The organism is Marinobacter lipolyticus SM19 (assembly GCF_000397065.2).
Classification (GTDB): domain Bacteria; phylum Pseudomonadota; class Gammaproteobacteria; order Pseudomonadales; family Oleiphilaceae; genus Marinobacter; species Marinobacter lipolyticus.
This window is the reverse complement of sequence record NZ_KE007306.1, coordinates 344,884-354,437: the sequence shown is the minus strand read 5'-3', so window position 1 is coordinate 354,437 and position 9,554 is coordinate 344,884. Positions and strand designations below refer to the sequence as shown.

Here is a 9,554-nt window from a genome sequence, read left to right as displayed (position 1 = left end):
ATGTACTGCCAGATATCCAGCTCGGTCCAGTTGGACAGCGGGAATACGCGGATGCTCTCGCCCTTGTTGATCTTGCCGTTGTAGGTATTCCACAGCTCTGGGCGTTGGTTCTTGGGGTCCCAGCGATGGTACTCGTCGCGGAAGGAATAGACTCGCTCCTTGGCGCGGGATTTTTCTTCATCCCGACGGGCGCCGCCAAAGGCTGCATCGAACTTGTACTTGTCCAGGGCCTGTTTCAGGGCCTGGGTTTTCATAACATCGGTGTGCTTGGCACTGCCGTGGGTGAAAGGTCCGATACCTTGCTTGATGCCGTCTTCGTTTTTGTGAACGATCAGGTCCAGCCCGTATTCTTTTACCTTGCGGTCCCGGAAATCAATCATGTCCTTGAATTTCCAGGTGGTGTCCACGTGCATCAGGGGAAAAGGCGGTTTGCCGGGATAGAAGGCCTTCCGTGCAAGATGCAGCATGACCGCAGAATCCTTGCCGATGGAGTAAAGCATGACCGGGTTATCGAACTCGGCCGCGACCTCCCGAATGATATGGATGCTTTCAGCTTCCAGCTGTTTGAGATGGGTCAGGTTATATGTGGTCATCGTAATCTGTTGCCGCCTTGCGTGCCGAAAATGGCTTTGCGTGTGAATAGGGCAACTATACCAGAGGCGATTAGGGTATAAGAAGGTGTGTAACTAGAGTTTGGTGCTATATGAATATATCAGGAGCAGGTGTCGGATGAAGAAAGCAGCTTACTGACATAGCGATCCACGTAGTCATACCCGTTACCTTCAAATTCCGCAAACTGAATGCCGATGTGGAATTCATCCCTGGCAATCCGGCGCATGTGAACGATGCTGCCTTCGGCAATAACGGACACCGGTTGGGTTGGTACCACCGGGACGGAAAACTTCGCTGTAACCGGAATAACACTGCCTGGCACTGGCGATTTCTGGCTTGGAACCAGTTCCTTTACCAGGGCCTGGTTGCAGGAAATCATGATGCCAGTCCGGGAAAGATTGGCAATCTTGCAGGTCAGGCAGCTGCCATCTTTCCGTTCAATGGTGACATCGGCAGAGACGCCCACCCGCTGTTGATTGCGAAGATTTGTCTTGAAGGCAACTGGTTTCATTCTGACTCTTTTGGCGTGTTTGGTTTCAAAGTTGGCTGCCTTACCCATAACGTTCGTCCAAAATTCCCGGAACTGACCTTTGAAAACTGGGTTAATGATTGACTCGACCGTTGCGTCGAGTTGCCTGGTCATTTGATGAAAATGCTATACATATTCTTATAACTGACTGAAAGTCTAATTGTTTAATTGATGAACAGCAATACGTCTGTCGCTAATAGTGTCAGTTTTGTGAAGTGATTCTGAACGAGGCGTCAGAAAGTTCTGATTGTGCGGTTATGTCATTGTGTTGTTTCTCCGGCGGTAGTCGCCGGTATTGCTTCAGGCCTTCAGCTTGCTGAGGTAAACTGTCGCCCTAAATTCACCCGTGGGCGATGTGCCCCAGGAATCCTGACGCGTATATGACAGACAAACCACAAACTCCCGTAACCGGCAGCGGCAAAGTTGGCTTTATCAGCCTTGGGTGCCCGAAAGCACTGGTCGATTCCGAGCGCATCCTCACTCAGCTTCGGCTGGATGGGTACGACGTTGTGCCAACTTATGACGATGCCGATATTGTGGTGGTGAACACCTGCGGGTTTATCGACGCGGCCAAACAGGAATCCCTGGACGCGATCGGCGAGGCCATCCATGAAAATGGCAAGGTGATCGTCACCGGTTGCATGGGTGTGGAAGCGGACAAAATTCGCGATACTCATCCCGGTGTGCTGGCAGTGTCCGGCCCTCACGCATACGAAGAAGTGGTTGGCGCGGTACATCAGTTCGTACCACCGAAAAAAGAGCACGACCCGTTTACCGACCTGGTGCCGCCCCAGGGTGTGAAACTGACCCCCAGGCATTACGCCTACCTGAAAATCTCCGAAGGCTGTAACCACCGCTGCACTTTCTGCATTATCCCGTCCATGCGGGGTGATCTGGTCAGCCGTCCCATCGGTGATGTCATGGACGAAGCCAAGCGCCTGGTGGATGCCGGTGTCAAAGAACTGCTGGTGATTTCCCAGGACACCTCGGCTTACGGTGTCGATACCAAATACCGTACCGGCTTCTGGCAGGGCCGGCCCCTGAAAACCAAAATGCAGTCACTGTGTGAGGCGCTGGGTGAAATGGGCGTATGGGTGCGGTTGCACTATGTGTACCCCTATCCCCACGTGGACGACGTGATTCCGCTGATGGCTGAAGGCAAGATCCTGCCGTACCTGGACATCCCGTTCCAGCACGCCAGCCCGCGAGTCCTCAAGGCCATGAAACGCCCGGCCCACGACAGCAAGACTCTGGAGCGCATCCGTAAGTGGCGTGAAATCTGCCCCGAGCTGACCATCCGTTCCACTTTCATCGTTGGTTTCCCCGGTGAAACGGAAGAGGACTTCCAGTACCTCCTGGACTGGCTCGACGAGGCCCAACTGGACCGCGTCGGCGCATTCAAATACAGCCCCGTCGAGGGTGCCAAGGCTAACGAAATCGAGGGTGCGGTGCCCGAGGAAGTGAAAGAAGAGCGCCTGGCCCGCTTCATGGAAAAACAGGCTGAGATCTCAGCAGCCCGCCTGCAGGCCAAGATCGGTCAAACTATCGATGTGCTGATCGACGAAGTCGACGAAGAAGGTGCCATTGGCCGCTCCAAGGCTGACGCACCGGAGATCGACGGCATGGTTTATCTCAACGACGAAACCGACCTGGCACCCGGGCAGATTGTTCAGGCCGTCGTCGAGCATGCTGATGAGCATGATCTATGGGGGCGGCTCGTTTGATGGCTTTTGACTTGGGCTCCTAGCCTGTCAGCGTTGGGAGAGGGGTGTGTTTGATGCCCCTTCCCAAAAACCGCTACGAGCACCCCTCCGGGGTCCAGCCAGCAATCACAGATTGCTTTCGTTCGGCTGTCGCATGAAGCTTTGCTTCATAAGCGCTCGGCCTCACCCATGTGCGCTTCTCTCCGGCCGTCCTTGGCCTCCGAAATTTTTGGGAAGGGGCAGCAAACACACCCTTCGATCAATGCAGTAATAGTCAGAAGAGCTAAAGCGTAGTTCGGACTGGCAAAGTGTGATCCGATCTGCGGTAGGTTTTAATCTTTGGCGTTATCGCGGAGTTTGGCAGCCTTGGTGGGAGGCTTCTCCGAAAAATTTCGGAGGCCAAGGACGGCCGGAGAGAAGCGCACACGGACGTGCTTGTAGCGGTTTTTCGGAGAAGCCTCCCACCAAGGCCTCCCCCCGAAACATCAAGGCTAGGGCCGCACCAAACAGGCACGACCCAGGATTAGCCCTTTAGCCCCCAAGCTTCTTAACAAGAATCTCGTTAAACAGCTTAGGATTGCCCTGACCCTTGGAGGCCTTCATCAGGGGCCCCATGAAGCCGCCGAGCATCTTCTTGCGCTTCTTGGGATCTTCCTCGTTCTGGTACTGGGCCACCTGATCCGGCATGTCGGCCAGGACCTCATCGACCATCGCCTCCAGGGCACCGGTGTCCGACACCTGCTTCAGACCCTTGGCATCGATGATGGCGTCGACATTGTCATTTTCGCCGCTCCACAGTGCTTCAAACACCTTCTTGGCGCCTGCAGAAGAAATCGTATTGTCGGCAATCCTCACCACCAGGTCGCCCAGCTGGGCACCGGAGATGGGAGAGTCGGCCACCGTTTTTTCCTCGGCATTCAGGCGTGCGGAGAACTCGCCCTGGATCCAGTTTGACGTCAGCTTGGCATCTTTGCCGTGGCTGACGGCTTCCTCGAAGAAAGCGGCGAGTTTTGAATCGCCGCTGAGCAGGCCGGCATCGTAGTCATTGAGGCCGTACTGATCCATGAAGCGGGCCTTGCGGGCATCCGGCAGTTCCGGGAGGCTGTTGCGGGCTTCTTCAATGAACGAATCATCGATTTCCACCGGCAGCAGGTCCGGGCAGGGGAAGTAGCGGTAATCGTTGGCTTCTTCCTTGGTCCGCATGGAGCGGGACTCGTCCCGGTCGCCGTTGTACAGGCGGGTTTCCTGCACGATGGTGCCGCCGTCTTCCAGAATGTCCATCTGACGCTCCACTTCGTGGGCGATGGCCTGCTCCATGAAGCGGAAGGAGTTCAGGTTCTTGGTTTCCGTACGGGTGCCCAGCGTTTCGGAGCCCTTCGCTTTCAGCGAGATGTTCACGTCGAAGCGCATGGAGCCCTGGGACATGTCGCCGTCGCAGATGCCCAATGAAGTCACGATGCCATGGAGTTTCTTGGCGAACGCCACCGCTTCCTCGGCGCTGGTCATGTCTGGCTCGGTGACTACTTCGATCAGCGGTGTGCCGGCGCGGTTCAGGTCGATGCCGGTCATGCCGTGGAAATCCTCGTGCAGGGATTTGCCCGCATCTTCTTCCAGGTGGGCGTGGTGAATGCGCACACGCTTGGTTTCGCCGCTGGCCAGATCAATGTCCACATAGCCGGGGCCGACAATAGGCCGCTCCAGTTGGGTGGTCTGGTAGCCCTTGGGCAGGTCCGGGTAGAAATAGTTCTTGCGTTCAAACACCGAGCGGCGCTCGATTTCGGCATTGACCGCCAGGCCGAACATGACCGCGTAGCGGAACGCCTGCTCATTGGGTACCGGCAGGGTGCCAGGCATTGCCAGATCAACCGCGTTGGCCTGGGTGTTGGGCTCGGCACCGTAGGCGGTGCTGGAGCCGGAAAAAATCTTGGTTTTGGTGGCGAGCTGAACGTGAATTTCCAGCCCGATCACAATGTCCCACTGCATACTCATTCTCCTGTCTCGGGCTTATTGCGGTTCACGCTGGTGCCAGTCGGTCACCTGCTGGAATTGATGGGCGGCGTTCAGCAACCGTGCTTCTGAGAAATAATCCCCGATGATCTGCAGGCCAACCGGAAGACCGTTGACAAAACCCGCGGGTACCGACATAGCCGGCACGCCCGCCAGGTTCACTGCGATGGTGAAAATATCTTCCAGGTACATGGTGACCGGATCGTTGGTCTTCTCGCCCTGAACAAATGCCGGCGACGGCGAGGTCGGGCTCATCAGTACGTCCACTTCCTTGAACGCATTGATAAAGTCCTGCTGGATCAGACGGCGAACTTTCTGGGCCTTCAGGTAGTAAGCATCAAAATAGCCTGCGGACAACGCATATGTGCCCACCAGGATCCGACGCTTAACCTCGGTACCGAAACCTTCGGCGCGGGTACGGGTGTACATGTCCATCAGGTCTTTCGGATCGTCGCAGCGGTAGCCGTAACGCGCCCCATCGAAACGGGACAGGTTGGCGGATGCTTCTGCCGGGGCAATCACGTAGTAGGCGGCAATCGCCAGTTTGGCATTCGGCAGTGATACCTCTTTAACTGTGGCACCCAGCTTTTCGTATTCCTTCACCGCATTGCGAACCTGCTCTTCCATGGTCGGGCTAAGCTGGTCGCTGAAGTACTCCTTCGGCAGTCCGATCTTCAGGCCCTTCAATGGCTCGTTCAGGGTGGCGGTGTAATCCGGCACTGCCCGGTCGATAGAGGTAGAGTCCTTCGGGTCAAAACCGGCCATCACATTCAGCATCAGCGCGTTATCCTCGGCCGTGCGGGCCATGGTGCCGCCCTGGTCCAGGCTGGAGGCGAACGCAATCATCCCATAACGGGAAACCCGCCCGTAGGTTGGCTTCAGGCCGGTAATGCCACACAGCGCCGCCGGCTGACGGATGGAGCCGCCGGTATCCGTCGCCGTCGCCGCCGGAACCAGCCGGGCCGCGACAGCCGCAGCTGAACCACCGGAGGATCCGCCCGGAACCCGCTTCTCACCTTCGCCAAGCCCCCACGGGTTGGTGGTGGCGCCAAAATAACTCGACTCGGTGGAAGAGCCCATGGCGAACTCATCCATATTGGTCTTACCCAGACACACAGCGCCGGCCTTGCGGAAATTCTCCGTTACCGTGGCGTCATAGGGGGGGACAAAATTTTCCAGCATCTTCGAGCCGCAGGTGGTGCGAACGCCATTGGTGCAGAAAATATCTTTATGTGCGAAGGGGACTCCGGTCCAGGGCGTCGCATTTCCGGCAGCGCGCTGCTCGTCCGCCGCCTTGGCGTCCGCCAGAGCCTGCTCTTCGGTCAGGGTAATAAAGCTGTTGAACCGGCCGTCTTCCTGCTTGATACGGTCAAGAAACTGCTGAGTAAGCTCTACACTGGAAATCTCACCACGTTCCAGTTCGCGGGAGAGCTCTGCTACAGATTTGTTATGCATGATACTTCCTGTTTACGTCGCTGTTCGTCCGATCACTCGATAACGCGTGGTACAAGATAGAGGCCGTCTTCAGTGGCTGGCGCAATGGCCTGGAACGCTTCCCGCTGATTGGTCTCGGTCACTTCGTCTTTACGCAGGCGTTGAACGGCATCCAGCGGGTGGGCCAGGGGCTCTACATTGGCGGTATCCGCCGCGCCCAGCTGATCCACCAGGTCCAGAATATTGCCCAGGTCTTTCTCAAGTGCCGAGACCTGCTCCTCGTCCACGCGGATGCGGGCGAGGACAGCGACTTTCTCAATGTCCTTGCGGGAAATGGTCACATTGCCTCCCAGAAATATGAAGTTTCAGTAACTTATCAGGCCTTTTTCGAAGCCGGAATTTGCACGGAGTACGTAGGGTGCTTGAGAGGCCGCTTTCCAAAACTGTGCGGAGCCATGGATGGCGCAGCCCAAGCGCCACATGGATGTGCTTGAGCGTGTTTTGGAAAGCGGCCTCTCAAGCGCCCTTGCACCCAAGATGAAAAAGAAGCGGGTATGGTAACAGATTCGAACACAAGCGGGAGGGGGCCACTTTGTGTAGCAAACTTGTGGCAAAGTGTTAATGGATAGGCTCAGGGCCCGATCGTGCCTTGCCTGCGGGGGTGCTCGCTGCTAAAGTTGCCGCATCTTTTCTGCGACTGCAACTCTCAGGTTGAAACTACACGAATGTTGATTAAAAGACTCCGAGGTTTATTCTCAAGCGACCTGTCCATCGACCTGGGCACCGCGAACACCCTTATATACGTGCGTGAGCGCGGAATTGTGCTGAATGAGCCCTCCGTTGTGGCCATTCGCACCAGTAACTCCCAGAAAATGGTTGCAGCAGTCGGCTCCGAAGCAAAACGGATGCTGGGCCGTACCCCCGGGAACATCACCGCCATCCGCCCTATGAAAGATGGCGTGATCGCAGACTTCGTAGTGACCGAAAAAATGCTGCAGCACTTCATCCACAAAGTGCATGAGAACAGCTTCATCACCCCCAGCCCACGTGTACTGGTCTGCGTACCAAGTAAGTCCACCCAGGTTGAGCGAAAAGCCATCCGTGAATCTGCCTTGGGTGCGGGTGCCCGTGAAGTCTACCTGATCGAAGAGCCCATGGCCGCGGCGATCGGTGCCGGTCTGCCGGTGGAGGAAGCCAGCGGTTCCATGATCGTCGACATCGGTGGTGGCACCACCGAAATTGCCATCATTTCCCTGAACGGCATCGTCTATGCTGAATCTGTCCGGGTTGGTGGTGACAAATTCGACGAAGCCATTGTTACCTATGTACGCCGCAACTACGGCAGCCTGATCGGCGACTCCACCGCCGAGCGCATCAAGCATGAAATTGGCTGCGCCTACGAAGGCCTGGATATCCGCGAAATTGACGTTCGCGGTCGTAACCTGGCCGAAGGCGTTCCCAGGGCCTTCACCCTGAACAGTGAAGAAATTCTTGATGCACTGCAGGAATCCCTGGCACAAATTGTCCAGACTGTAAAAAGTGCGCTGGAACAGTCTCCGCCCGAACTGGCGTCCGACATCGCCGAGCGCGGAATCGTGCTGACAGGTGGTGGCGCTTTGCTGCGCGGGTTGGACAAACTGATCAGCGAAGAGACCGGCTTGCCGGTGATCATTGCCGAAGACCCGCTGACCTGTGTGGCTCGCGGTGGCGGCAAGGCTCTGGAAGTCATTGACCGGGGTGGCATTGGAATGTTCTCCCAGGAGGGGTAAAACCGTGGTACTGGCATCACGCCTGACACCCTCGTATCCCCGGCCGCCGCAAGTGGATTGCCACTGCGGCGGTTGTCGTATCTGCCCGGTATTTAATGGCGGGAGGATCAGCCATTAAGACCATCTTCGTGCAAGGCCCCGTTCCCGGATTCAGGCTATTGCTGGTGATTGTTATATCAGTGGTAGTGATTGTGGCGGATGCCCGTTTTGACAGACTCACTCCGGTCCGCAGCGTTATTGGTACAGGCCTGGCCCCGATCCACTGGCTGGGCAATGCGCCGTCGGAGTTGGAGCACTGGGTTGCTGGCCTGTTTACCACCCGGGAAGATCTTCAGGCAGAAAATGAAGACCTCAGGGCGCGCCTGCTCATCCTGGAGCGCCGTGCGCTTAAATACGCCGCCCTGGCGTCCGAAAATAACGAACTCCGCCGTTTGATGAATTCCTCGGAAGTACTCGATGACCGGGTCATCGTAGGCGAAATCGTTGGTGTGTCGCCGGATCCGTTCTCCCACGAAGTCATCATTAACAAAGGCAGCCGGGACGGTGTGACTGTCGGCCAGGCCATCCTCGATGCCAATGGCCTGCTGGGACAGGTGCAGCAAACCAGCAGCTTTACCTCACGGGTTCTGCTGGTCTCCGACAGCAGTCACGCAGTTCCGGTCGAAGTGGTTCGAAACGGTTTGCGAGCCATACTGTTGGGCAACGGCGACATCAACGCACTGGAACTGGTACACGTACCAGACACCGCGGATATCCGGGAAGGCGACCTGCTGGTCAGCTCCGGCCTGGGCGGCCGTTTCCCCAAGGGCTATCCGGTGGCCGAGGTGGCCAGCATCACCAAGGAATCGGGTGAACCCTTCGTGAACATTAAGGCAACGCCAAAAGCCCGTCTGAACCAGAGCCGGTTGGTGCTGGTTGTTTTCCCGCCGGAAGGAAAAAAAGACGAGGACGGTAACGCACCGGGCCAGGGCAGCACCACGGTGAATGTTGAGCCTGGCGACGGGGGAGAACGCTGATGTTGTCGGTGATCAGTTACCCGGTATTTGCGATTAGCGTCATCCTGTCTCTGGTCCTGAGTATTTCCCTGTTCCCGGTGGGTTGGTTCGAGTTCCGACCCGAGTGGCTGGGGCTGATGGTGTTCTACTGGACCTTTCGCGCCCCGGCACAGTTCGGGATCCTGTTTGCCTGGTGTCTGGGCCTGTTGCTGGATGTACTGGAGGCCACGCCTCTGGGCGTCAATGCTCTTGGGATGGCATTGATTGCTTTCCTGGTCCTGACCATTCATCAACGCTTGCGTATGTACCCGATACCTCAGCAGTGTGTGATGGTGTTTCTGTTGATCGGAATTAACCAGATGCTGGTGCACTTCATCAAGCAAATGCTTGGCGGTGAGGATGCGGGGTTCAGTTATCTCTTGCCAGCCCTGAGCAGTGCCATTGTCTGGCCGTTTGTCTGTGTGCTGCTGGACAATCTCAATCGAAAACTGGGATAGGGTGCTCC

The 9,554-nt window shown here is 56.7% G+C and carries 9 protein-coding genes; 4 read left to right on the top strand and 5 right to left on the bottom strand.

Translation table 11 applies throughout. From position 1 onward, the window contains the following. Both cysD and MARLIPOL_RS01615 read right to left on the bottom strand, forming a co-directional pair. The coding region (gene cysD / locus MARLIPOL_RS19005; RefSeq protein WP_456085424.1) for a sulfate adenylyltransferase subunit CysD at positions 1-593 on the bottom strand (593 nt) is incomplete at its 3' end. 119 nt (positions 594-712) lie between these two features. Then, positions 713-1,123 carry a PilZ domain-containing protein gene (locus tag MARLIPOL_RS01615; protein ID WP_036190536.1) on the bottom strand — a complete coding sequence of 137 codons (411 nt, stop codon included), beginning with the start codon at positions 1,121-1,123 and terminating at the stop codon, positions 713-715. 398 nt (positions 1,124-1,521) lie between these two features. Between MARLIPOL_RS01615 and rimO the strand changes: the two genes are divergently transcribed. Further along, positions 1,522-2,865 (top strand): 30S ribosomal protein S12 methylthiotransferase RimO, encoded by a 1,344-nt coding sequence (rimO, locus tag MARLIPOL_RS01610; RefSeq protein ID WP_012136310.1) that lies wholly within the window; start codon positions 1,522-1,524, stop codon positions 2,863-2,865. 510 nt (positions 2,866-3,375) lie between these two features. Here the strand turns inward: rimO and gatB are convergent. The 3 genes from gatB to gatC are packed head-to-tail and all read right to left on the bottom strand — an operon-like array spanning position 3,376 to position 6,626. Next, positions 3,376-4,827, bottom strand: a complete 1,452-nt coding sequence (gatB, locus tag MARLIPOL_RS01605; RefSeq protein ID WP_012136309.1) for an Asp-tRNA(Asn)/Glu-tRNA(Gln) amidotransferase subunit GatB — start codon at positions 4,825-4,827, stop codon at positions 3,376-3,378. 21 nt (positions 4,828-4,848) lie between these two features. After that, on the bottom strand, positions 4,849-6,306 hold the full coding sequence (gatA, locus tag MARLIPOL_RS01600; RefSeq protein ID WP_012136308.1) for an Asp-tRNA(Asn)/Glu-tRNA(Gln) amidotransferase subunit GatA: 1,458 nt from the start codon (positions 6,304-6,306) through the stop codon (positions 4,849-4,851). A 32-nt stretch (positions 6,307-6,338) separates the two neighbouring features. Then, positions 6,339-6,626: an Asp-tRNA(Asn)/Glu-tRNA(Gln) amidotransferase subunit GatC gene (gatC, locus tag MARLIPOL_RS01595; protein ID WP_012136307.1), complete on the bottom strand. Its 288-nt coding sequence runs from the start codon at positions 6,624-6,626 to the stop codon at positions 6,339-6,341. A gap of 387 nt (positions 6,627-7,013) precedes the next feature. Between gatC and MARLIPOL_RS01590 the strand changes: the two genes are divergently transcribed. From MARLIPOL_RS01590 to mreD, 3 genes are all read left to right on the top strand, one after another. Beyond that, complete coding sequence (locus MARLIPOL_RS01590; RefSeq protein WP_012136306.1) at positions 7,014-8,054, top strand: rod shape-determining protein; 1,041 nt, start codon at positions 7,014-7,016, stop codon at positions 8,052-8,054. 164 nt (positions 8,055-8,218) lie between these two features. Then, a complete protein-coding gene (mreC, locus tag MARLIPOL_RS01585) occupies positions 8,219-9,070 on the top strand; it encodes a rod shape-determining protein MreC (RefSeq protein ID WP_407638003.1) in 852 nt (283 codons plus the stop codon). After that, a complete protein-coding gene (mreD, locus tag MARLIPOL_RS01580; RefSeq protein WP_012136303.1) occupies positions 9,070-9,546 on the top strand; it encodes a rod shape-determining protein MreD in 477 nt (158 codons plus the stop codon). Before mreC ends, mreD begins: the two co-directional genes overlap by 1 nt. Positions 9,547-9,554: the final 8 nt, after the last annotated feature.